Source organism: Nocardia spongicola (assembly GCF_047200775.1).
Taxonomy (GTDB): Bacteria; Actinomycetota; Actinomycetes; order Mycobacteriales; family Mycobacteriaceae; genus Nocardia.
In genome coordinates, this window is sequence record NZ_JBJZOO010000006.1 from 1 (window position 1) to 22,914 (window position 22,914).

Sequence of the window (22,914 nt, forward strand, 5' to 3'; positions counted from 1 at the left end):
CCGGGGGTAAACCTTGTCGGCCCCCCCCCACCCCGGGGGGGCGCGCCCCCCCGGGGCCCCCCCCACCGGTGTTCGCTGGTGGTGTCCGCGATCTTTCGAGTGTCCGTATACCGTCCTTCCCGCACCTGATGCGGATACCGCGATGCCGTATCGTGATCCGGTGACCAGCTCGCCGAGTACCTCCCCCGTCGCGGAGTTGATCCGCGCACGCCATACCACCGCCAGTCGTGCCGATGGTCATCGGCTCGTGTTGGTTATCGAGGGTGGCGGCAGCCGGGGCGTGTATTCCGGCGGAATGGTGGCCGCACTGGAGGAACTCGGGCTCACCTCGGTATTCGACGCGGTCTACGGCACGTCCGCCGGGGCGATCAACGGCGCCTGGCTACTGAGCGGGCGCGCGATCCTCGGTATGCGCCCCTGGACCGATTCGGCGATCATGCGCCGCGCCATCGACCCTGCCCGTTTCCTGCGCGGACGCCCCCCGTTCGATCTACGGTATCTCGTTCATGAGGTGTACGACGGCGTCGAGCCGATGGATTTCGACGCGATCCTGGCAGGCTCCACCACATTCCACCCGATCGCCACCGATATCCGTACCGGTCTTGCGGTGGACCTACATCCGCGGATCACCGACAAACGCACGCTCATGCGTGCGCTACGCGCCTCGGCCGGCCTGCCGCTGCTGGCCGGACCACCGGTCACCCTCGGTGATAGCGCCTACTTCGACGGTGGTCTCGCCGAGACGGTGCCCATCCGCACCGCCTTCCGCGCATCCGCCACGCACGCCCTTGTGCTGCGCACCCGGCGCGCCGATGAGCGACGCCCACCCGCCTCGCTGCTGCATCAGATCGTCGGCGGCGGCTATCTGCGCACCGTGGCGCCCGGCGCCTATCGAGCCTGGCGCGAGCGCCCCGGGCAGCAGGATATCGAAGATACGGCACTGGCCGAGCTCGGCGAGTCCGTACTGCAGATCCACCCACCGCTCGGCTCGCCCGATATCGACAGTTCCAGCCGCGATACCGAACTGCTGGCCACTGCCCTGCGCATCGGCCACCATGCCGTGGTATCGGCGCTGTCCACCACGGTCACACCCACCGCGTGAGCGGCGGTGGGTGAATTCTTCGCATACGGTTGCGCACGCCGGACCCCTGATGCCACCCACCGGCCCCTTGCCCGCAACGGCAAGCACGCACCACCGGTATGCGTCCGATCCAGTCGCCGAGCGCGGCTCGATGCCGTGGAATCGAACAGAATCAGCACACGGGCGTTGGTCGACAGCCGACACGGTGCGGGAAGCGGAGACTATGGAACCGATCGAGATCAACGCGGGCGTCTGGTATCTGCGCGCCCTACGCGCAGACGACCGCATCGATGATCGCCCAGCACTGGCGGCAGGCGAGATCACCGATCCGGACTATGTGACGCTGCGTAGCGCGGGCTGGGCCGAGGAAACCCACTTCTCCTGGGCCGTCTGCGAACCGACTACCGCCGAGCTGGTCGCCGAGGTCGGGGTGACGCCTACCGGTGACGGCGCCGCGACCGTCAGCGGATGGGCGCACCCCGGCTACGAGCTCGCCTTGGACGCCGGGTTGCGGTCTGTCCGGCGTTTCCTCACGGACGGTCTCGGCCTGACCGAGCGCATCGAGGCCGCCGACCTACCCTGATCGCGGCCATTCGTGAGCTATCCGAGGCCGTTCAGCACCCGATCCAGTGCGTCGACGGCTTCGTCCAGTTCCGCGCGCGATACCGTCAATGGCGGCCGGAAACGAATGCCCCGTTCACCGGTGCCGAGAATCAGTACATGCGCCCGCTCGCGCAGCGCGGTGACCACCTCATCGCGCAGCCGAGCCGAGGGCAGCGTGACCGCGCACATCAGGCCACGCCCGCGTGGCTCGCTGACGACGGCATGCCGTGCGGCGAGCTCGGTCAGCCGCTCCAGCAGATATGCGCCAAGCGGCCCGGAACGCTCGATCAGCTCGTCACACTCGATCACTTCCAGAATGCGCCGGGTGCGCACCATATCGGTGAGGTTGCCACCCCAGGTGGAATTCAGCCTGGAACTGACCGCGAACACGTTGTCCGGCACCTCGTCTACGCGCCCACCCGCCATGACACCACATACCTGCGTGCGTTTGCCGAAGGCAACGACATCCGGCTCCAGTCCGAGCTGCTGATATGCCCATGTGGTTCCGGTCATTCCGACTCCGGTCTGCACCTCGTCCAGGATGAACAGAGCGTCGTTCGCCTGGCACAGTCGCTGCACAGCGCGCAGGAACTGCGGACGCAAATGCCGGTCACCGCCCTCGCCTTGGATCGGCTCGGCGATGAAACACGCGATATCGTGCGGATTCTCCGCGAATGCCTGCCGCGCCTGGTCCAGTGCGTTCGCCTCTGCCTCCTCGATATCGAAGGCATCGGTCAGATAGGGGGCGTCGATCCGCGGCCAGCCGAAGCGGGGAAACCGTGCGATCTTCACCGGGTCGGTATTGGTCAGCGACATGGTGTAACCGGTGCGACCGTGGAAAGCGCCGGTCAGGTGCAGCACCTTGGTGCCGAGTTCCGGTGCCCGGCCATGAACTTCGTTGTGCCTGCTCTTCCAGTCGAACGCGATCTTGAGCGCGTTCTCCACCGCGAGGCCACCGCCGTCGATGAAGAACAGATGCGGTAGCCGCGGATCGCCGAGTACCCGGACGAATGTCTCGACGAAGCGAGCCATCTCGACGGTGTACATATCGGAGTTGCTCGGTTTGTTCAGCGCCGCGGTGACGAGATCCGCCCGGAACTCCATGTCATCGGCGAGAGCGGGATGGTTCATGCCTAGCGCGTTGGAGGCGAAGAAGCCGAACATATCGAGGTAGGAGCTGCCGTCACGTTCATCGACGAGGCGACAGCCACGGGACTGCTGGAGGTCGAGTACCAGATCAAAGCCGTCGGCAAGGATGCTGGCCGACAAGATCTCATGGACCCTGGCGGCGGGAACGGCCGCGGTACGAGTGCTTTCCAGTTCGATGGCCACACCCAGAGCGTACGAAAGAATTAGCGATATCTCCACGCTTTGGCGGATAAATTACACAGATTCGCTACTTATCGTAGAATGTCTGCAAGATGATGGTGCTTCGGGTACGTACGTTGGCAGTCGCTCTGATCTCCTGGAGGAGCTGCTCGAGGTGCCGGGGGGACGCCACGCGCACCAGCAGGACATAGCTCTCGTCGCCTGCCACCGAGTGACAGGCCTCGATACCAGGGACATGCTGCAATACCGCGGGCGCGTCATCGGGCTGCGACGGGTCGAGAGGAGTGATCGCGACGAATGCCGACAGCATCTGGCCGAGCGCTTCGGGATCGACATCCGCGGTGTACCCGCGGATCACACCACGCGCCTCCAAACGACGGACCCGTGACTGCACGGCGGATACCGAGAGGCTCGCCTTCTCGGCCAGATTCGACAGAGTGGCCCGGCCATCAGCTATCAGTTCACGAATCAGTAGACGATCGATGTCATCGAGTACGGGTCTTGCCGGTGTATCCGCCATCAGCGAAGGCTAACCCAGGTGACCCGGGTCATGTCCAAAGCAATATCCCCTCTCTCCCGCCATGTGGGACACGATGCCGCGATGCGGCCGAAAGGTATAACGGAACAACAGATGACTGAGGTACTCGGCGCCAAGTCCACCAAGGAGCTCACCGCTCGCGCGACCACGCTGTTACATGCGCTCGGCATAACAGCACCGGAACCGGGCGAGCTGTCCGCACGCACTCCGATCACCGGGGGGCAGCTGCTGACCCTACGGCCCAGCTCGCCGGATGAAGCGGATGCCGCGATCGGCCGGGCCGCCGCTGCCTTCCGGACCTGGCGGAACGTTCCGGCGCCGGAGCGGGCCGCGGTGGTACGCAAGCTGGCGGAGCTGCTCACCACACATCGCGATGAGCTGGCCGAGCTGGTGAGCATGGAAGCGGGCAAGATCCCCGCCGAGGCCGCGGGCGAAGTGCAGGAGATGATCGACATCTGCGAGTTCGCCCTCGGCCTGTCGCGACAGCTCTACGGACACACCATGCCCTCCGAACGACCGGGCCACCGGTTGATGGAGACCTGGCATCCGCTCGGTGTGGTCGGAGTGATCTCGGCGTTCAACTTCCCGGTCGCGGTCTGGGCATGGAATACGGCGATCGCGCTGGTCTGCGGTGACACCGTGGTGTGGAAGCCCTCGGAGACGACACCGCTGACGGCACTGGCCTGCCATACTCTGCTGCGCCGCGCGGCCACCGAAGCAGGCGCAGACCCCGAAGTGCATCAACTGCTCCAAGGCAACGCCGATATCGGCTCCCTGCTGGTCGAGGACGAGCGAGTGGCACTGGTCAGCGCGACCGGTTCGGTGCGGATGGGCAAGCTCGTCGCGCCGCGGGTGGCCGAGCGGTTCGGCCGGTGCCTGCTGGAGCTGGGTGGTAACAACGGCGCGATCGTCACCTCCTCCGCCGATCTGGACCTCGCGACCCGCGCCATCGTGTTCTCGGCGGCGGGCACCGCCGGACAACGGTGCACCACCTTGCGCAGGCTGATCGTGCACCGCGACGTGGCCGATGCACTGCTCGACCGGCTGGAGCGGGCGTATCGGCAACTCCCGGTGGGCAATCCGTTCGACAAGGGGACGCTGGTCGGCCCGCTCATCAATGGGAATGCCTACACCGCGATGCGCGCCGCACTGGACAAGGCGGTGGCCGACGGCGGCGAACTGATCTGCGGCGGCGAGCGCGTCGAAGGATTCGGCGACGACGCCTACTATGTGCGGCCCGCCATCGTACGCATGCCCGCCCAGACCTCGGTGGTGCGCGAAGAAACCTTCGCACCGATCCTGTATGTGCTCGGCTACGACGATTTCGACCAGGCGATCAACCTGCACAATGAAGTGCCACAGGGCCTTTCGTCCTCGATCTTCACCACCGACCAGCGCGAAGCCGAACGCTTCCTCGCCGCCGACGGATCCGATTGCGGAATCGCCAATGTCAATATCGGCACCTCCGGCGCCGAGATCGGTGGCGCCTTCGGTGGGGAGAAACAGACCGGCGGTGGTCGCGAATCCGGCTCGGACTCCTGGAAGGCGTATATGCGCCGGGCCACCAACACCATCAACTACTCCACCGAACTGCCGCTGGCCCAGGGCATCGAGTTCGGCTGAGAAACCGCCCGCTACCAGCAGATTCGGCAGTTCACCCCCGGCCGTGTAACGTTGACTACGCAACGCGGGGTGGAGCAGCTCGGTAGCTCGCTGGGCTCATAACCCAGAGGTCGCAGGTTCAAATCCTGTCCCCGCTACTAGGCAGATGTCCCCCGGAGAACTTCTCCGGGGGACATCTGCCTATCGGCGAACCCGACATCGGTCGACCCATCGAGTTCTGGACGGGAGACACACCCACCTCGCGGCGAGCCGTGTAGCCTGGAAAGCGTCAGCCCCATCCGCGGTAGCTGATAAACGAGACTGTCGTCATATGGCGAGTGGCGAGCCACACGTGCGGCTGGGCGGAGCGTCGATTATGACGCCGAAGCCCTCGTTTCACCTTGGTTCTTCATTCCACCTCGTAACGAGAGGCCACTCATCGCCGAAAGCGGCAGCAATCCGAAGCGGTTCACCACCGGAATGGCGGTATGTGCCGTTGCGCCGGAATGCCGTCCTGACCCGCCCTCGACGAGACGCGACACCGGGCACAATGCCCGCGGACCGATCGGTGGCGCGTGGTGGCCACGCACTCATAACCCGACCGGTCACCGAATGCGTTGGGCATCCAACTGGTTCTGCAGGAATCACCTGCGCATGACCACAGCCCCCATACACAAACCACATTGGAGTACCAAGAAATGAACGACAACCGAACGAAGCTTTTCAGTCACAAGCAGGAAGCTCGCGAAACCTACCCGGCTCCGATAGCGGGTGCAGATCACCGGCCGGTGTTCCGCAGCGCCGCACGCCCCCAACGGGCAGCGCACGTGAGGACCGAGTTGACGAACGACATTGCCGGATAACAAGATCCGCTCCGAGTAAGCTCCCACTCCTACACGAAGTACCACCGGGAGGTATGCCGCCTGAAGGTCATGGCTCCCTGACCTCTCGCCGATCCCATCGGATCGGTGGCCACGAACCCGGAACATGTCTGCCGGACGACAGCCGAAGAAGGTAGCGGCGTCCGCGCCCTGCCACACAACAGCCATGAGATCGGGCAAGATTCCGGCCGACCAACCACCTACGAACAGCAAATTCGGTAGTTCGCCCCCACCCGTGTAGTGTTGTCCCCGCAACGCGGGGTGGAGCAGCTCGGTAGCTCGCTGGGCTCATAACCCAGAGGTCGCAGGTTCAAATCCTGTCCCCGCTACCAAGGCCCGGGGCGGCCGGTCACCATACCGGCCGCCCCGGGGTTTTCTTTATCCAGCCCGATCTTTCCTGGTATCGCCACCGTAAACTGCTGATCGGTGATCGCACTGGCGCCGCAGGGGAAGCAGTTACGGGTTCGCCGATCCGAATCGATCGTCGTCCGCCTGCTCGGCGAGGAATCCACCCGCCGCGGGTGCGAGGAGTTCGATATCGGGGTTGTGACTCAACTTCGCTATCTCACAATGCCTCGCATTGGGCAGCACTGCCGCGATGGCCTCGGCGCCGGTACGCAGCAGAGCGCCGCTCCGGCCGCCGGAGAGGACCAGGGTCGGTACGGTGACGGTGGACCATTCTGCAGCGTCGAGCGGCTTACCGCGCATATACGGACTCATAACGGCCCAATCGTGTGCCGTCGAGTTCGCGGTGGCCATCATGTTCTTCCACATCGGCGTGAACCGCATGATCGCGGTGAAAGCGCGCGGCATCCCCATGGCCTTGGTCAGGTAGAACTTCGCCGTCTCGGCGCGGCGGTCGGCCGCGATCAACTCGTGCAGCCGCACCTGTAGATCCGCTGCGGGAACGAAGTTCTTTCGGTCGACGACGAAAGGTGGCTCGAAAGCGACCACCTTGGTGATACCAGGAACCCGAGCGGCTGCCAGCAACGCCAGCACGGCACCCGAGGACCAGCCGAACAGTGCTGCCGAGCCGCCTGCCGCCTCGACCAACGCGGCGATGTCATCGATCTCGTTCTCGACCCGGAAGTCGCCAGGCGAATCGGAACTGTCGCCACGACCGCGGCGATCGTAATTGATAACGGTCAGCCGATAGGTTTCGGCCAGCCGCTCGGCCAAACGCACCATCTTGGGGAACTTCCGATAACCGAAGGCACCGCCGATCAGGATCACTGTCCCGGCATCACCACCGACATAGCGATCGAAAGCGAGCTCGATACCGGCCGGTGTGGTGATCGTTTCCATGGTCGAAGCCTATGCGGAACACCCGCTACCGTGCCGAACACGGCGCCGGACGACGCCGAGGCACTCCCGCTACTCCCCCTGCTCGGCCTACGATTGATTTGTCGGCTTCATCACGGAGTCGATGAGCTGGGGCGGGCCCCCGGCATTACAGGGCTGTTCTGCCGGTGCGGTCGGATGGCCTTTCCCGCGCTGTCCATCTACCGCGGGGCACCGTTCCAGCCCCCGACAACAAACACCGCGAGGAGATCATCATGCTTGGTGAGCAGGTCGGCGAAGTCAGCGGCCAGATGATCGGCACACGCATTCTCGACGACACCGGTTTCGGCCCGCGAACGGAGATGACCGACCATCAGGTCGGTACGATATGTGACGTTCAGGTCGAAGCCACCGTGACCTTTACCAGCACGATGCGCCCCAACGGCACGCTTGTCGGCGAGGGCACCGGGTTCGTGGTCACCGCGCACGGACAGACGGCGACGTTCCGTGGGCAAGGGGTCGGCACATTCACCGGTCCAGGGACCGTCGCCTGGCGAGGTTCGGAGGTCTTCGAGACCACCGGCGACGAATTGAGCGCACTGAACGGGATCGCGGTCATATTCGAGTACACCGTCGTCGGCGGCAAGTCCGAGGGCAAGCTGTTCGAATGGAAGTAGTGACCGGCCGAATGACAGGCGCTACGGTCTGCCTCCTTCCACCGACGAGGCCGAAGGAGGCGGACCGGGCGAGGCCGAGGGGGCGCAGAGTAGTAAGCCCGCTATCGTCCTGGTCGTCTATTCGTCTTCGGCGCCGATCTCGGCCAGTACCACGGCGGTGATATCGGTGTGCGGGAAATCGTTCCCCTTGAACAAGAGCGGTTCGCCACTGACCTTGGACAGGGCGTAGGAGAAACAGGCTCCGTAGTTCAACCCTGTCGCATGGGTGCCTCTACCGTAGGTGCGGTATGCGAGCCGGGCCGCGTGCGCATGCTCGGGATGCACCGCGACCAAGTCGACAGCCGCATGATGCATCCACAGATCGAACTCTCGCCCACCGGCGTCGCCGTAGCGGCTTTCGATGGCGATCGAGGTCGCCAGGTAGGTGGCGGTGGACATGAATCGAACGGGGTAGGCCGCGATCGCGGCCTCGGAACGAGGCGCGTCCGATTCATCGGTCAGCATGGCCAGGACAGCCGAGGTGTCGATCACCATCGGGACGGCAGCCTCGGTAGCCCTAGCCGAGGATCTCTTCGGCGGCGCGGTCATCGAGAACCGGGAGTGTGGCACATCTACGCCGGATCGCCGCCAGCTCAGTACGCAGCGGTACCGAACGTGCCAGGACGGTTTCCCGCGCCAGTCGCTCACGCAAGGCGATGACCACAGCTTCGGTCATCGTCTCCCCGGTTCGGGCCGCGAGTTCACGCGCCAACCGATCCGCTTCGGGATGCTTGATACTCAGCGCCATAGCTGGATCATCTATGAACAGGACGAATCTATGCCTCGTTTGTGAATCGGGTTGCTCACCTCGGGCCGGACGGCTGCCTGGTGGCGCTCCGGACCACCACCAGGCTGCTGATAGCGTGGCGGCTCGATACCGAGACCGCGCAGTCGCTCGGCATAGGCCGCCACGCCTGCGAGCTTGATGTCCTCATAGCCGCGAACCAGATCGGGCAGGCCGGCGGCCTCGACGGCACGGTCGTAGTTCGCTTCCGTGAGGGTATCGGCAAGGGTGGTCACCATGGCGATGTAGTGGTCGCGCACGGCGCGCTCCACCCGGCGCACGTGACTGTAGCCGAACGGGTCGAACACGGTGCCACGCAGACGTTTCCCTTTGGCAAGTACCCGCAGAGCCAGATGGCTTCTCGGGCCGAAGCCGAGCTTCTTCTTCCGTCCCATGGCTCGCAGGATCGGTGGGTGCAGCCGGTAGGTCAGATTCGCGCCATCAGGTAACCGGGCCGCGACATCGGCCAGGAAATCAGGGGCGGTGAGCCGCCGGGCCACCTCGTATTCGTCCTTATAGGCGGTGAATTTGTACAGGCCACGCGCCACCTGTTCGCTGAACTCGGTGCGGTCGCCGACCCGGCACTGGGCGTCCCAGATCCGTTGCACTGTAGTCACATACGCACGAGCGATGGTCACGTTCTGGAAGCCGATCAGCTCCCGTGCGCGCAGCTCGACCAGCCGCCTGGTCTCTCCGGTCGCGGTGAGACCATCGAAAAGCCCTTCCGGAGCATCGATCCGGGCTTCCACACGGCGTCGTACAGCGGTGGCCGCGGCGAACTCATCGGGCCGGGCCACCGCGATACGGCCCCAGTGGAACGCGGCGATATTCGCTTCGACCGCCACGCCGTTGATCGCGATGGCCTCCTCGATCACCGCGGCGGACAACCGCAGGCCACCGAGTTGGTAGGCGGCGCCGACAAGCAGGAAATTGGCGGTGGTCGTGTTACCGAACAGCGCTTCGGCAGCGGCAAGCGCGTCGAACGCGTGCACCGCGCGTGCGGCGCGTGCCAAGCGATCCAACAGCAGCTGATCTTGTGGATAAGCCACCGATTTGTCGTAGACCATCGCGCCGGTCGGCGTTTTGCTTGTCGACGCGACGGCGACGGTAGCCGACTTCGCGCCGTACGCGAGATTCTTGGCATCGGCGGCGGCAAGCAGGTCGAAGGCCAGAATGCAGTCGGCCGAGGCTGGCGAGAGCCGGTTGGCCGGTTCCAGGTCGCCGCGGGCGAACCGCAGATGGGAGACCACCGGGCCCGCCTTCTGGCTCATACCGATCTGATCGAGACCGGCGACCTCGTAGCCTGCGCGCAATGCCGCGGTGGCCAGCACCTGGTTGACGGTGACGATACCGGTGCCGCCGATACCAGCGAGGAAGATGTTCTGGGTCGATGTCGGCGACTGACCGGGAAGTTCCGGTAATCGCGGCGGCTCCGGCCACCGTGATTTCGGGCTCTTGCGCGCCTTGGCAGTGGCCGGATCGGGCAGTTCGACGGTGACGAACGAAGGGCAGTCGCCGTTCAGACAGCTGTAATCGGTATTGCAGGAGGTCTGGTCGATCCTGGTCTTCCTGCCGAATTCGGTGTCGACCGGCTGGACCGACAGACAGTTGCTCTGCACACCGCAGTCTCCGCAGCCCTCGCATACCGCCTCGTTGATGACCACCCTGGTCCGGCGCGCAGGCAGCGTGCCGCGTTTACGTTGCCTGCGCGCGTCGGCGGCGCAGTGCTGGTCGTAGATGAGCACCGTGACACCGGGGATCTCCCGCAGGACACGCTGCGCTTCATCCAGCCGATCCCGATGCCAGAGCGATACCCCGGTGGCGAGGTCCCGCTTGCGGTAGCGGGCGGGTTCATCGGCGCAGACGATAATTCGGCGCACCCCCTCGGTGGCGAGTTTGTGCGTGAGCATCGGCACCGTGAGCGCCCCCTCGGCGTGCTGTGCGCCTGTCATCGCGACGACATCGTTGTGCAGCAGCTTGAAGGTGATATTCACCCCTGCGGCGACGCATGCCTGGACAGCGAGCTGGCCGGAATGGAAGAACGTACCGTCACCGATGTTCTGGAACAGATGCGGCACATCGGTGAACGGCGCCTGACCGATCCACTGCGCGCCCTCACCACCCATCTGGGTCAAGCCGGTGACCTTGCTGTCGGCACGATCCGAGACGGTCACCAAGGTGTGGCAGCCGATGCCACCACCTGCCAAGGAACCCTCCGGTACCGCGGTGGAACGGTTGTGCGGGCAGCCGCTACAGAAATAGGGCGCGCGGGTGGCGGGCAGCACCGACAGCGACAGCGGTTGCGGTAGCGGGCGGCGCAACTCGAGGACGCCATCGAGCACTCTGCGCAACGGCGCGGCGATACGCCCTGCGGTGAGTTCACCGTCCTGGGCGAACAACGGGCGGCCCACGCCATCACGCTTGCCGACGATCTCGGGCGCGTCGGAGACGCCGTAGAGGATGTCCCGGATCTGGGTCTCGAGGAACGGGGTCTTGTCCTCGACCACGATTACCCGGGACAGTCCGGCGGCGAACTCCCGAACTCGTTCGGGGGCCAAGGGATACGGCATGCCGATGCGCAGCAACCGAATACCCGCACGAGACAAGGCATCGTCATCGGCACCGAGATCGACCAGTGCCTGCCGGACCGCGTCGAAGGTCGTTCCCGTCGCGGCGATTCCGATCGTCGCGTCGGCCGGGTTCAGCTCCAGCACATCCAGTCCGTTGCGTGTGCTGTACGCCTGCACCATCGCCGAGCGCGGACCGTAGAGATCCGCTTCGGCGAGCAGGCTGTCGGCAGGCGCGGCCATCGGGCGCTGCCGGTAACGGAAGCGCTGCCCCTCCCACTCGATCTCGGGCACCACGATGTCGATATCACCGACCGAACCGGCGACCGTCCACGCGCCATCGGCGACATCGGCGACGATCTTCAGCGCCACAAGACATCCCGAGGCGCGCGACAGAGCTACGCCGTGCAGGCCCATGGTGATGACCTCACGGGCATTGCGCGGAAACAACACCGGGATATTCATCGCCGCCAGCGAACGCTCGCTGGCGGCGGGGACGGTGGAGGACTTCGCGGACGGATCGTCGCCGACCAGTAATAACATGCCGCCACGCGGGCTCGCCCCGTACATATTGGCGTGGCGCAGCGCATCGGTCGCGCGGTCGAGCCCTGGGCCCTTGCCGTACCAGATACCGACGACCCCGTCGTGGGTCGCGGTACCGGTAGGCAGCTCGGCCTGACTGCCCCATACCGAGGTCGCGGCCAGTTCCTCGTTCACCCCGGGAACAAAGGTGACGTCGTGCTCGGCGAGGGCCTCCGGCATCCCGGCCAGCATCTTGTCCACACCGCCGAGCGGACTGCCCTGATATCCCGATACGAAGGTGCCGACCCGCCTGCCCGCGCGCAGATCACGCGTGTGCTGCTCGAACAGTTGCCTGGCGATGGCCTGGACACCGGTGAGGACGGTGGTCCGCATCCCGACCCGGTAACGGTCGGCGAGTCGATAACGGTCGGCGAGGTCATCGGGCGCTGGGATCAGATCGCGGTCAGCGAGCTCGGTCATACAGATCCACCCGTCCGCTCGGCACCGATCAGGCGCCTCACATTGTTGTGCACTTGATGCGGATATCCTGCATTCGGAGATCTGGACGCACAACCTTTGCTCTATCCATATAGCACTTTGCTCAATTACCAGCGGTATGGGTAGGCGCCACCTATGCACCGTGTGAGGTAGGTGACAGTTCCATGGCATACCGCTGCTCTGAACCGATGCCAGGAACGGCAGTGCGAATATCACCGGCAGGTATCACTGGCAGATCTACCGCGCAGGCGAGGCAGCCCGGCCCACCCGGCACTGCCGGTGCGACGCTTGGCGAGGGTGTCAGCTGAGCGAACGGATCTGCCGCTCGTACTCCGCCCGAGTCTGTTCATCGGCCGGGTGCAGCGCACGATCGCCGTCGAACAGCCTGCGGACCAAGTGCACCGCGCGTTCCGGCGCAGCGGCCAGCACGATGTCTACCGGGCCGAGATAATTCGGCACAGCCACCTCGGCTTTGCGGGTGGCGCAGGTGCGCACGATCGCCGCGGCAACATCCTCCGGGTCTACGGTCGGCATGCCACGGCCGAGTGCCATCCCCGAGGAGAGCCGGGTGCGCACGGCGGAGGGCAGCACACAGCTGACGCTGACGCCATACTCGGCGAACTCCAGCCGAGTCGTCGACGAAAGGCCGACGGCAGCGAACTTGCTCGCGCTGTAGACGGCAAGGCCGGGGACCGGAACCTTGCCTGCCAGGGAGGCGACATTGACGATATGGCCACGGCGGCGGCGCACCATACCCGGCGCGACAGCCCGCATACCGTGGATGAGTCCCCACAGGTTGATGTCCACTGTGGCCTGCCCGACCGTATCCGGCTCGTCCAGGAAGGCGCCCGCTGGCATGACACCCGCGTTGTTGACCAGGATGTCGATCCTGCCCACCGCGGTGACCACCGCGTCCCACCGGCCGCGGGAGCGAACATCCAATTCGCAGGCGACCGCACCGATCTCGGCGGCCGCCGCTTCGGCCGCGGATTTGTCCACATCCCCGAGCACGACATGAGCGCCTTTGTCCGCGAACAGTTCCGCGGTGGCCCGGCCTATACCGCGACCACCCCCGGTGATCAGGACATTCGCCTCGCGCAGGTCGATGTGTGGGTAGCCGGATCCGAGGATTCGCATACGAGGGCTCCTTGTTTCGACCGCGCCGTGTCCTACCGCGATTCCGTTAGGGCGTGCCGTGCAGCGTCCATGCCCCACGATAATGCAATCGGATGCCGCTTCCGGGCGAAATGTCGATGCGCCAGAACGATTTCGGCGGGGCGTCCAGGGTCACCAACAGCGCGGCCCTGATGATCGCCGGGTGGGTGACCGCGATGGTGGCCACCTCCTGTGCGGCGATCTCGGCCAGCCAGCATCTGGTCCGCTCGATGACATCCACCACGGACTCACCACCGTGCCCGCGGAAGCCGGGGTCGGTGAGCCACGCGGACAGCTCGTCCCGAGGCAATGCCCCCAGTTCCCTGCCCTGCCAGGCACCCGCGTCCAGATCGCGCAGCCGATGGTCCGGTGCGCCGGACAGCCCGAGGGCGACAGCGGTCTCCACAGTCCGGCGCTCCGGCCCGGTGCGCACCTGTCGCCCCGAGGGCCCGCGGTATCCGGACAACGACCGGCGGCCCGCTTCGGTAAGCGATTCGTCGATGGGAAAGCGCGCTTTGCGCATCGCCTCGGTCATGCCATGGCTGACCAGGTCGAGTCTGAGCACCTGCTGCATCCATGGAAGGGTACGGCCGAGTCGGCGTCGAGCCGCACCAGCGGCATCGGCCGGTGGTACCGGCGTACTTGTCGGTCGTCCAAGGCACACTGATGCCATGGCCAGGTTTTCCCGCCCCACCCAGGAGTGGTTCGACGGGGCGTTCCCCGCGCCGACACCCGCTCAGCTCGGAGCGTGGCAAGCTATCGCGGCGGGCGAGCACACGCTGGTCATCGCACCGACCGGATCGGGCAAGACGCTCTCGGCGTTCCTCTGGGCCATAGACCAGCTGGCTACCATGGAGCCGTCCCGCGAGCGTACCGGCACCTCCGTGCTGTACGTATCACCGTTGAAAGCGCTCGCGGTGGACGTACAACGCAATCTACGGTCGCCACTGGTCGGCATTACCCAGACCGCCAAGCGCCTTGGACTGGAACCACCGGAGATCACTGTCGGGGTCCGCTCCGGTGACACCAGCTCCGCCGACCGGCGGTCCATGGTGCGCACCCCTCCGGACATCCTGATCACCACCCCGGAGTCGCTGTTCCTCATGCTCACCTCGGCGGCGCGGGACACCCTGCGAGAAGTCGGCACGGTGATCGTCGACGAAGTCCACGCGATCGCCGGGACCAAGCGCGGCGCCCATCTGGCACTGTCGCTGGCCCGGCTCGATCTGCTGACCGCGCGGCCCGCGCAACGCATCGGCCTGTCCGCCACCGTCCGGCCCGCGGAGGACATCGGGAGGTTCCTGGTCGGCGCCGCACCGATCACTGTGGTCGCGCCGCCCGCACCGAAGACCTTCGAGCTATCGGTCCGGGTACCCGTGGCGGATATGACCGAGCCGGGGGAATCCGACCAGCCCGGGTCGATCTGGCCGCATGTGGACGAGGCGATCGTAGATCTCGTGCTGGCACATCGGTCCTCGATCGTGTTCGCGAACTCGCGCAGGCTTGCCGAACGCCTCACCGCCAGGCTGAACGAAGCCTATGCGGCACGGCTCGGCACACCGGCATCGACCGAGCACGGGCCACCCGCTCAGCTCGGGGCGTCGACCGAGGTGATCCACGGTGCCGAACCGCTGCTGGCGCGCGCGCACCACGGTTCGGTCAGCAAGGAGCAGCGCGCGCTGATCGAAGACGATCTCAAAAGCGGGCGGCTGCGTTGCGTCGTCGCGACCAGCAGCCTGGAACTCGGTATCGATATGGGCGCTGTCGATGTGGTGGTACAGGTGGAAGCGCCGCCCTCGGTAGCGAGCGGGCTGCAGCGGATCGGACGAGCCGGACATCAGGTCGGGGAGATCTCACGCGGAGTGCTCTTCCCGAAACAGCGCACCGACATCATCCGCTGCGCGGTGACGGCACAGCGGATGATCGCAGGCCGAATCGAAGCGATCCGGATACCGGCGCACCCGCTGGATATCCTCGCCCAGCAGACCATCGCCGCGTGCGCGCTCGATCCGGTCGATGTCGACGAGTGGTTCGATGTCGTCCGCGGCACGGGAAGCTATGCGGCGCTACCGCGCTCGGCCTATGAGTCGGTGCTCGACCTGCTCTCCGGGCGCTATCCCTCCGAGGAGTTCGCCGAGCTACGGCCCCGGCTGATCTGGGACCGCGATGCCGGGATACTCACCGGCAGGCCCGGTGCGCAGCGTTTGGCCGTGACCTCGGGTGGCGCGATTCCCGATCGCGGCATGTTCGCGGTGTACATGGTCGGGGAGAAGGCTTCGCGGGTCGGGGAACTCGACGAGGAGATGGTCTACGAGTCACGGGCAGGCGATGTGTTCGCGCTCGGGGCGACGAGCTGGCGGATCCAGGAGATCACCTTCGATCGGGTGCTGGTGACACCGGCGTTCGGACAACCGGGCCGGTTGCCGTTCTGGCACGGCGATGGGTTGGGTCGCCCCGCCGAACTCGGCGCGGCGCTCGGCGAGTTCGTGCGTACCGCCGGACAGGAGCTCACCGCCGCGGCGGCTGGAGATACCGGTACGCGGACAACGAAACAGGGGAAATCCGGTACGACTTCGACGACAGTGGACATCGCGCATACCATGCGATCGACCGGCCTCGACGATAACGCGACCGCGAATCTGATCACCCTGCTGGAGGAACAACGCACCGCGACGGGGCAGCTGCCCACCGACCGTACCTTGGTGGTGGAACGGTTCCGCGACGAGCTCGGCGACTGGCGGCTGGTCTTGCACTCGCCCTATGGGCTGCCGGTGCACGCGCCATGGGCATTGGCCGTCGGGGCCCGGCTGCGGGAGCGGTTCGGAGTGGACGCCGCGCCGAATGCCTCCGACGACGGCATCGTCGTGCGACTGCCCGATACCACCGATGATCCGCCCGGCGCCGAACTGTTCGTCTTCGAACCCGATGAGATCGACGATATCGTCACCGAGCAAGTGGGCGGCTCAGCACTGTTCGCCTCCCGGTTTCGGGAGTGCGCGGCACGCGCTCTGCTGCTACCGCGTCGTGATCCGGGCAAGCGGGCCCCGCTGTGGCAGCAACGGCAACGCTCCGCTCAGCTACTCGACGTAGCAAGGAAGTTCCCCGAGTTCCCGATCCTGCTGGAAACGGTGCGGGAATGTCTGCGCGATGTCTACGATCTACCGTCGCTGCGTGAACTGCTCGCTCGAGTGGCGCGGCGTCAGGTACGGCTGGTCGAGGTGGCGACCGCCGCCCCATCGCCCTTCGCGAACGCTCTGCTGTTCGACTACATCGGGCAATTCATGTACGAGGGCGACAGCCCACTGGCCGAGCGCCGCGCCGCCGCGCTCTCGCTCGACTCGAGCCTGCTTGCCGAACTGCTCGGGCGCGTCGAGCTACGCGATCTGCTCGATGCCGCGGTGGTCGAAGAGCTGGAGCGGGAATTGCAGCGGCTCACCGCATCGCGGTACGCCCGGGATGCCGAAGGATTGGCGGATCTGCTGCGGCTGCTCGGGCCGCTCACCGCGGCGGAGGCCGCCCAACGGTGCACCACGGATCCGGCCGGATGGTTCGCCGATCTCGTCACCGCACATCGCGCACTCGACGTCTCGTTCGCGGGCCACACCTGGTGGGTAGCGGTAGAAGACGCGGCAAGGCTGCGGGACGCACTCGGGGTGGCGGTGCCCATCGGCACCCCGGCGGCGTTCATCGAGCCGGTAGCCGATCCGCTCGGCGATCTGGTCGGCCGCTACGCCCGCACTCATGGTCCCTTCCACACCGAGGCGGTCGCGGCCAGATTCGGGCTCGGCACCGCTGTCGTGGCCACCGCACTCCATCGCCTGGTAGCCGAAAAACGTTTGGTGCAAGGCGAGTTCACACCAGGAGCAACGGGTTCGGAGTGGTGTGATCCACAGGTACTTCGCCGGCTGCGCCGCAGGTCGCTCGCTGCCGCACAACATGAGGTCGAGCCGGTCTCGACCGCCGCTTTCGGCCGTTTCCTGCCGTCCTGGCAACACATCGGCACCGGGGAGCTGCGCGCGATCGACGGTGTAGCGGCGGTGGTGGAACAGCTGGCAGGCGTTCCGCTTCCGGCATCGGCCTGGGAATCACTCATCCTGCCCGCACGGGTACCCGACTACACCCCGGCCATGCTTGACGAGCTCATGGCGACCGGCGAGGTGATCTGGTCCGGCCACGGCGCCCTCACCGCAAAGGACGGCTGGATCGCCCTGCACCCTGCCGAGCAGGCCCCGGTAACCCTGGCACCGCCGGACGATATCGACCACACGGATATTCAGCTGCGGTTGCTCACCGCGCTCGGTGTGGATCTCACGCCTCGGACACTCCACGGACCGGCAGGCGATCCGCCGGTGGCGTCGGATGGGCTCGATACCTCGACCGGACGTAACGGTACGCGCACCGATCCGGCTACCGATCAGCGAATCCACGCAGGCGGTGCGTTCTTCTTCCGGCAGCTCTCGGACGCCATCGGCGCGCTGGACGACACCGCGGTGGCCGCCGCGCTGTGGGAACTGGTCTGGGCGGGCTGGGTTTCCGGTGACACATTCGCACCGGTACGGGCACGGCTGTCCGGAACAACGCGGGCCACCACCACGCACCGCACACCAAGGCACACCCCACGCACCCGCGCCTATCTCCCCCGGCCGAGTATGCCTACCCGCTCCGGACCGCCAGCGGTGGCCGGACGGTGGTCTCTGCTCCCCGAGCGGATACCGGACACCACCGTGCGCGCGCACGCGAGCGCGGATCTGCTTCTGGAGCGCTACGGGGTACTGACCAGGGGATCGGTACAGAACGAAGCAGTGCAGGGCGGATTCGCACTGATGTACCGGGTGCTGACCGAGTTCGAGGACCGCGGCCGGTGCCGCCGCGGGTATTTCGTCGACTCCCTCGGCGGCGCCCAGTTCTCCACCACCGATGTGGTCGACCGCTTACGCTCCTTCGATACCGAGCTCGTCCGCACCGCGTCCGGGCAGCAGGCGGGCATGGCGTACGCACTGGCCGCGTGCGATCCCGCCAATCCGTACGGTGCCGCACTGGCCTGGCCGAAGAGCGATATCGACAGCGGACATCGTCCGGGGCGCAAAGCCGGGGCGCTGGTCGTCCTGATCGACGGGGAACTGGTTCTCTATCTGGAGCGAGGCGGTAAGTCCCTGCTGACCTTCACCGAGGACCTCGACGCCCGCCGTAGTGCCGCACACGCGCTCGCGGATCTGGTCCGGCAGCGTCGGGTGAGCGCACTGGTGGTCGACCGCGTCAACGGAGATACTGTGCACGGCAACGCTTACGCCGAATTCCTCATCGAAGCAGGCTTCGCCGCCACCCCGCGCGGTCTGCGCCTGCGCGGCCGCCCATGAGCAGTCCCACCGCGATCCGAGCGGTCGCACCCGAGGAGATGCCCGACGAGATGGTTGTCCGCACCGCGAGCTGTATCGGCCGCGAACGGCCCGCACCGGTATCTTCGATCGATCCGATCACGGCGCGTACCGGCACCGGCCGGTACGCCGGGGTCACCGTCCCCACACCGGGATCTCGGTATGCCTGAAGGGGATACCGTCTATCTGACCGCCCAACGCCTACAGGCGGCTTTGGCGGGAAATACATTGGTGCGCAGCGATTTTCGAGTTCCGCGATATGCGAACGCAGATCTACGCGGACAAGTGGTCGACAGTGTCGGCAGTTACGGCAAGCACCTGTTCATCCGGACACCGACGGTGAGCGTGCATACACATCTGAAGCTCGAGGGCAGCTGGCATGTATTCCATTGCGGACAGCGCTGGACCAAACCCCGCGTCACCGCGCGGATCGTGCTCAGCACCGAGCAGGTGGAAGCCGTCGGATTTTCACTCGGCACCGTCGAAGTAGTACACAGACGGGATGAACACCGGATCGTCGAGCAGCTCGGGCCCGATCTGCTCGGTCCGAATTGGGATGCGGTCGAAGCCGTCCGGCGGCTGCGACGCCTGCCGGACCAGCCGATCGGCGTCGCTCTACTCGACCAGCGGAATCTGGCCGGTATCGGCAATATCTATCGCAGTGAGGTCTGCTTCCTGCGCCGCGTGCACCCCGCTACCCCGGTCGCGGCAGTACCCGATCTGCTCGCACTGGTCGACGAGGCGCATCGGGTGCTGACCGAAGCCGTCGGCAAACCCCGGCGGCGCCCGTTGGCCTATGGCCGAACCCATCGCCCGTGTCAGCGCTGCGGCACTCCGCTGGCAACCGGACTGCTCGGTGCTACCGCCCCCGAGTACGACCGGGTGGTCAGACGGGAACGCGGCATTTTCTTCTGCCCCCGCTGCCAGCCCGCCCCGGCCACCCGGCCTGAGGACGCCCGGTACGCCCGGTACGCCCGATAGCGGAGATCAGCTCTCGAACGGCACCGGCTCCAGAATCTGTCTGCGTGGTTCGGGGGCCGCGATCCGCAGCGCGTCGGCAGCGGCATCGTCCGGCTGGGCCTGCGAACGGATCTCCGCATCGACCCGCGCCTGGTAGATGTGGACCTCCAGGTTGATCTCCTCCTCATCCCAGCCGAGCACCGGCGCGACCAGCCGTGCCACCTGTTCGGCGCAATTGGCGCCACGGTGCGGATATTCGATCGCGATTCTGGTTCGCCGGGCGAGGATATCGTCCAGGTGCAGGGCACCCTCGGCCGCCACCGCGTACACTGCCTCCACCTGCAGATAGGACGGAGCATCTGTAATCGGCTGCACCAGTTCGGGTTTTCCTTCGGCGAAGGACATGACCTCATCGATCAGCGAACCGTACCTGTCCAGTAGATGCGTGATCCGGTACGGGTGCACACCATATGTCTCCGCCAATTGCACTGTCTGGTTGACCAGCGCGAAGTACCCATCCGCGCCGAGCAGCGGCACTTTCGCGGTGATCGATGGCGCGACCCGAGCCGGAATATCCTGCGCGGCTTCATCTACCGCGTCGTAAGCCATCACACGATAGGTGGTGTACTTACCACCCGCGATACCGACCAGCCCCGGCGCGACCCTGGCGACGGCGTGCTCACGCGACAGTTTGGAGGTCTCGTCGCTCTCCCCCGCCAACAGCGGGCGCAGCCCCGCGTATACACCATGGATATCGGCGGAGGTGAGCGGCGTGACCAGTACCTGGTTCACCTGTTGGAGCAGGTAGTCGATATCGGCCTCGGTAGCGGCCGGATGCGCCAAGTCGAGGTTCCAGTCGGTATCGGTCGTACCGATGATCCAATGCGCACCCCAGGGGATGACGAACAATACCGAGTTCTCGGTGCGCAGGATGATCGCGGTGTCACTGACGATCCGATCACGTGGCACCACGATATGCACACCTTTGGAAGCGCGCACATAGAACCGGCCGCGCCGATGCGACAGCGCCTGGACTTCATCGGTCCACACGCCGGTCGCGTTGATCACCACATGGGCGCGGACCTGGCCGGAACGCCCGTCCTCGGTATCACGCACCTGCACGCCGACCACTCGGTCCGCTTCCCGGAGGAACCCGACCACCTGGGTGGACATCCGAATCACCGCACCGTAATGGGCGGCCGTACGCGCCACCATCATGGTGTGGCGCGCATCGTCGACCACCGTGTCGAAGTAACCGACCCCGCCGATCAGCGCATCGCGCCGCAATCCGGGCGCCAGCCGCAAAGCGCCCGCGCGAGTCAGATGTCGTTGGCCGGGAACGGATTTGGCGCCACCCATCGAGTCATAGAGGACCAGTCCCGCCGCCACGTACGGCCGCTCCCAGACCCGATGGGTCAGCGGATACAGAAACCGCAGCGGCTTGACCAGATGCGGCGCCAGTCTGGACAACGAGAGTTCACGTTCCCGCAGCGCCTCACGCACCAATCCGAACTCCAGCTGTTCCAGATAACGCAGTCCACCGTGGAACATCTTCGACGAGCGGCTGGAGGTACCCGCCGCGAGATCACGCGCTTCGACCAGCGCGACCTGCAACCCCCTGGTCGCCGCATCCAAGGCGATACCGGCCCCGACCACCCCGCCCCCGATGACCACCACATCGAAATGATCCTTGCCGAAACGCTCCCAGGCCGTCCTGCGCTGCTCCGGACCGAGGAACTGTGCATTCGGTTTGATGGCCATGCCCGACTCCTCCAGCCGACGCGGATATGCCCGATCGAGCCTTCCTCTACAGGCTAGATGAATCGCCGGCGACCGAGTAGCTATCCGAGCGCATGCGCGAGCCGGTCGATCGCCAGTTCCAGCGTGGGCGCATCGGCGGTGGTGAAGCACATTCGCATCGCACTGCGGTACCCGCCATCGACCGCGAACGCGGAGCCGGGAACATAGGCGACACCGGCGGCGAGCGCCTGCGGCAGCAGCCGGTCGGTATCGGTGCCGTCGAGGAAATCGACCCAGACGAACATCCCGCCCGCCGCGTCACTACACCGCACGCGATCGCCGAACCTACTGCGCGTAGCGTGCGTAAGCGCCTTCGCTCGCGCACCGTAGACCCCGCGCACCTGGTCGATATGGCCGGTAAGCCACTCCGTATCGGCGAGCAGCTCGGCGGCGATCTGCTGAGTCAGTGCCGAACCACACAGGTCGGCGCCTTGTTTCAGCAGTTCGACCGCACGGCAGACCGGTTCCGGCGCGACCATCCAGCCAACGCGCAGACTCGGCGAGAGGATCTTCGACGCGCTGGAGAGCCGGATGACATTGTGCGCGCGGGATGCCACCGGGGCAGGTGCGGGGTTGTCGAACCACAACTCGCCATAGGGATCGTCCTCGATCACCCAGAAACCGTATTCCTCGGCCAACCGAGCCAGTTCCGCGCGGCGGCGCGGGCTCATGGTCACGCCACCGGGGTTGTGGAAATTACTCACCGTATGCACCACAGCAGGCCGCTCCCCCTCGGCGAGCAGCGTCATGAGCGCCTCGGTACGCATACCCTCGGCATCCAATGGCACCCCGACGATACGGGCGCCGGCGGCCCGGAAAGCTTGTAGCGCACCGACATAGGCCGGGTCCTCGACCACGACCAGTGCACCAGGATCGAGCAGCACCTCGGCCAGCAGTGCTAGGGCTTGCTGCGACCCGTGGGTCACGAACACCTCGGCGAGCCCGACCGATCGGCCGAGCCCCTCCGACTCCCGCTGCGCGAGTACCTCACGCAGCGGCCCCCATCCCGGCGACTCGGTGTACTGCAAGCACCCGTGGTGGCTCAACGCGGCGTCCGCGGCGGCAGCCATCCGCTCGCGTGGCATCAGCGCGGCGTCCGGCAGACCACCGGCCAGGCTCACGACCTCGGCCCGCGCGGTCAGCTTCAACAGATCGCGAATCGCCGAACTGTGCAGTCCGTCCAGCTTGCCTGCCAGCGGTGGGGTGATCGGCGACATGGGGA

17 protein-coding genes and 2 tRNA genes are annotated in these 22,914 nt (G+C 66.0%); 9 read left to right on the forward strand and 10 right to left on the reverse strand.

Going from position 1 to position 22,914, the window contains the following annotated elements; translation table 11 throughout:
• Positions 1-160 precede the first annotated feature (160 nt).
• Positions 161-1,102 carry a patatin-like phospholipase family protein gene (locus ACL02S_RS13845; protein ID WP_412802812.1) on the forward strand — a complete coding sequence of 314 codons (942 nt, stop codon included), beginning with the start codon at positions 161-163 and terminating at the stop codon, positions 1,100-1,102.
• 202 nt (positions 1,103-1,304) lie between these two features.
• Positions 1,305-1,664 (forward strand): hypothetical protein, encoded by a 360-nt coding sequence (locus ACL02S_RS13850; RefSeq protein ID WP_412802813.1) that lies wholly within the window; start codon positions 1,305-1,307, stop codon positions 1,662-1,664.
• Positions 1,665-1,681: 17 nt separating this feature from the next.
• On the opposite strand, the gene lat is transcribed toward ACL02S_RS13850, so the two are convergent.
• Entirely contained in the window at positions 1,682-3,016 is a 1,335-nt protein-coding gene (gene lat, locus ACL02S_RS13855) for an L-lysine 6-transaminase (protein WP_412802814.1), read from the reverse strand.
• Positions 3,017-3,080: 64 nt separating this feature from the next.
• Positions 3,081-3,533 carry an Lrp/AsnC family transcriptional regulator gene (locus ACL02S_RS13860; RefSeq protein WP_412802815.1) on the reverse strand — a complete coding sequence of 151 codons (453 nt, stop codon included), beginning with the start codon at positions 3,531-3,533 and terminating at the stop codon, positions 3,081-3,083.
• 111 nt (positions 3,534-3,644) lie between these two features.
• On the opposite strand from ACL02S_RS13860, the gene amaB reads away from it, so the two are divergent.
• The 3 genes from amaB to ACL02S_RS13875 all read left to right on the forward strand — a co-directional run bounded on the left by amaB (position 3,645) and on the right by ACL02S_RS13875 (position 6,366).
• Positions 3,645-5,174 (forward strand): L-piperidine-6-carboxylate dehydrogenase, encoded by a 1,530-nt coding sequence (gene amaB, locus ACL02S_RS13865; RefSeq protein WP_412802816.1) that lies wholly within the window; start codon positions 3,645-3,647, stop codon positions 5,172-5,174.
• Between the two features lie 63 nt (positions 5,175-5,237).
• Positions 5,238-5,311: transfer RNA gene (locus ACL02S_RS13870), tRNA-Met, on the forward strand.
• Positions 5,312-6,289: 978 nt separating this feature from the next.
• A tRNA-Met gene (locus ACL02S_RS13875) sits at positions 6,290-6,366 on the forward strand.
• A gap of 124 nt (positions 6,367-6,490) precedes the next feature.
• On the opposite strand, the gene ACL02S_RS13880 is transcribed toward ACL02S_RS13875, so the two are convergent.
• Positions 6,491-7,339 (reverse strand): alpha/beta fold hydrolase, encoded by an 849-nt coding sequence (locus ACL02S_RS13880; protein ID WP_412802817.1) that lies wholly within the window; start codon positions 7,337-7,339, stop codon positions 6,491-6,493.
• A gap of 251 nt (positions 7,340-7,590) precedes the next feature.
• Here ACL02S_RS13880 and ACL02S_RS13885 point away from each other — a divergent pair, with 251 nt between their 5' ends.
• Positions 7,591-7,992: a hypothetical protein gene (locus tag ACL02S_RS13885; RefSeq protein WP_412802818.1), complete on the forward strand. Its 402-nt coding sequence runs from the start codon at positions 7,591-7,593 to the stop codon at positions 7,990-7,992.
• Positions 7,993-8,109: 117 nt separating this feature from the next.
• Here the strand turns inward: ACL02S_RS13885 and ACL02S_RS13890 are convergent, their stop codons facing one another.
• The 5 genes from ACL02S_RS13890 to ACL02S_RS13910 all read right to left on the reverse strand — a co-directional run bounded on the left by ACL02S_RS13890 (position 8,110) and on the right by ACL02S_RS13910 (position 14,131).
• Positions 8,110-8,526, reverse strand: coding sequence for a type II toxin-antitoxin system VapC family toxin (locus ACL02S_RS13890; protein WP_412802819.1), 417 nt, complete (start codon positions 8,524-8,526; stop codon positions 8,110-8,112).
• A gap of 22 nt (positions 8,527-8,548) precedes the next feature.
• Positions 8,549-8,779, reverse strand: coding sequence for a type II toxin-antitoxin system VapB family antitoxin (locus ACL02S_RS13895; protein WP_412802820.1), 231 nt, complete (start codon positions 8,777-8,779; stop codon positions 8,549-8,551).
• An 11-nt stretch (positions 8,780-8,790) separates the two neighbouring features.
• Positions 8,791-12,384: an indolepyruvate ferredoxin oxidoreductase family protein gene (locus ACL02S_RS13900; RefSeq protein WP_412802821.1), complete on the reverse strand. Its 3,594-nt coding sequence runs from the start codon at positions 12,382-12,384 to the stop codon at positions 8,791-8,793.
• Between the two features lie 318 nt (positions 12,385-12,702).
• Positions 12,703-13,539 (reverse strand): SDR family NAD(P)-dependent oxidoreductase, encoded by an 837-nt coding sequence (locus ACL02S_RS13905; RefSeq protein WP_412802822.1) that lies wholly within the window; start codon positions 13,537-13,539, stop codon positions 12,703-12,705.
• Between the two features lie 46 nt (positions 13,540-13,585).
• Entirely contained in the window at positions 13,586-14,131 is a 546-nt protein-coding gene (locus ACL02S_RS13910) for a histidine phosphatase family protein (RefSeq protein WP_412802823.1), read from the reverse strand.
• Positions 14,132-14,228: 97 nt separating this feature from the next.
• Between ACL02S_RS13910 and ACL02S_RS13915 the strand changes: the two genes are divergently transcribed.
• From ACL02S_RS13915 to ACL02S_RS13925, 3 genes are read left to right on the forward strand one after another with little or no spacing between them, the layout of a single operon-like run.
• Positions 14,229-18,914, forward strand: coding sequence for an ATP-dependent helicase (locus tag ACL02S_RS13915; protein ID WP_412802824.1), 4,686 nt, complete (start codon positions 14,229-14,231; stop codon positions 18,912-18,914).
• A complete protein-coding gene (locus tag ACL02S_RS13920) occupies positions 18,911-19,102 on the forward strand; it encodes a hypothetical protein (protein WP_412802825.1) in 192 nt (63 codons plus the stop codon). The genes ACL02S_RS13915 and ACL02S_RS13920 overlap by 4 nt, the downstream gene beginning before the upstream one ends.
• Complete coding sequence (locus tag ACL02S_RS13925) at positions 19,095-19,913, forward strand: DNA-formamidopyrimidine glycosylase family protein (protein WP_412802826.1); 819 nt, start codon at positions 19,095-19,097, stop codon at positions 19,911-19,913. The genes ACL02S_RS13920 and ACL02S_RS13925 overlap by 8 nt, the downstream gene beginning before the upstream one ends.
• A gap of 6 nt (positions 19,914-19,919) precedes the next feature.
• On the opposite strand, the gene ACL02S_RS13930 is transcribed toward ACL02S_RS13925, so the two are convergent.
• The gene (locus ACL02S_RS13930) at positions 19,920-21,653 is read right to left on the reverse strand and encodes a glycerol-3-phosphate dehydrogenase/oxidase (protein WP_412802827.1); all 1,734 of its coding nucleotides are present in this window, start codon (positions 21,651-21,653) and stop codon (positions 19,920-19,922) included.
• 80 nt (positions 21,654-21,733) lie between these two features.
• The gene (locus ACL02S_RS13935; protein ID WP_412802828.1) at positions 21,734-22,909 is read right to left on the reverse strand and encodes an aminotransferase-like domain-containing protein; all 1,176 of its coding nucleotides are present in this window, start codon (positions 22,907-22,909) and stop codon (positions 21,734-21,736) included.
• Positions 22,910-22,914 lie beyond the last annotated feature (5 nt).